Genomic DNA, 1,559 nt, shown 5'->3' on the forward strand with positions numbered 1-1,559 from the left:
ACACGAGAATCAAGAGACCGCATCACCTACGCTAGGGTGATGAAGCGAAAGGTCAAGCAATAAGGGCACAGGGCGGATGCCTTGGCACTAAGAGCCGATGAAAGACGTGATAAGCTGCGAAAAGCTTCGGGGAGGAGCAAATATCCCGTGATCCGGAGATGTCTGAATGGGGAAACCCGCATGAGCAGACCTCATGCATCCATACGCCAATCCATAACGTATGGAAGGGAACCCGGGGAACTGAAACATCTAAGTACCCGGAGGAAAAGAAAGAAACATCGATTCCGTAAGTAGCGGCGAGCGAACGCGGAGGAGCCTAAACCGGTGTGCGTGCATGCCGGGGTCATGGACTGCATTTAAGATTCAGCGAAGTTAACAGAACGGTTTTGGGAAAGCCGGCCGGAGAGGGTGAAAGCCCCGTACGTGAAAGCAGAGCTGACTGAGCAGGATCCGGAGTACCACGAGACACGAGGAACCTTGTGGGAAGTAAGGGGGACCACCCCCTAAGGCTAAATACTACTTAGTGACCGATAGCGCATAGTACTGTGAAGGAAAGGTGAAAAGGACCCCGGGAGGGGAGTGAAAGAGAACCTGAAACCCTGTGTCTACAAGCTGTGGAAGTACTTTATATGTACGACCGCGTACTTTTTGTAGAACGGTCCGGCGAGTTACGCTTACTGGCAAGGTTAAGCACTTCAGGTGTGGAGCCGTAGGGAAACCAAGTCTTAATAGGGCCAGAGTCAGTAGGAGTAGACCCGAAACCGGGTGATCTATCCATGTCCAGGTTGAAGCTGCCGTAAGAGGTAGTGGAGGACCGAACCCACATCCGTTGAAAAGGGTGGGGATGAGGTGTGGATAGGGGAGAAATTCCAATCGAACCCGGAGATAGCTGGTTCTCCTCGAAATAGCTTTAGGGCTAGCCTCGGTGTGAGTCTTGCGGAGGTAGAGCACTGAATTTCCTAGGGGGCGTCAAAGCCTACCGAAGAATATCAAACTCCGAATGCCGTGTAGATATCACCGGGAGTCAGACTGCACGAGATAAGTTGGGCGGTCAAAAGGGAAAGAGCCCAGACCTACAGTTAAGGTCCCAAAGTGCGCGTTAAGTGGAAAAGGATGTGGGATTTCGAAGACAACCAGGATGTTGGCTCAGAAGCAGCCATACATTCAAAGAGTGCGTAATAGCTCACTGGTCGAGAGGTCCTGCGCCGAAAATGTCCGGGGCTGAAACGCGCCACCGAAACTAAGGAATCTAGTAATAGATTGGTAGAGGAGCATTGCATGCGGGAAGAAGCAGTACCGGAAGGAGCTGTGGACTGCATGGAAGAGAGAATGCCGGAATGAGTAGCGAGATAGAGGTGGGAATCCTCTAGGCCGAATATCCAAGGTTTCCAGGGTAAAGCTGATCTGCCCTGGGTGAGTCGGGACCTAAGGTGAGGGCGAGAGCCGTAGCCGATGGACAACAGGTTGATATTCCTGTACTGCAGTATGACAGAACTGTGGGGACACGTAAGGAGAGCGGGAGCCGGGAATGGAAAGCCCGGTACAAGCGAGGTACCAGT

1 rRNA gene is annotated in these 1,559 nt (G+C 52.5%); it reads left to right on the forward strand.

The annotated features are described in order from the left end of the window. Positions 1-50: 50 nt before the first annotated feature. Positions 51-1,559 (forward strand): 23S ribosomal RNA (locus GPK58_RS12500); the annotation flags it as partial.

Origin of the sequence: Blautia sp. MCC270 (assembly GCF_018785605.1) — a bacterium.
GTDB lineage: Bacteria > Bacillota > Clostridia > Lachnospirales > Lachnospiraceae > Blautia_A > Blautia_A fusiformis.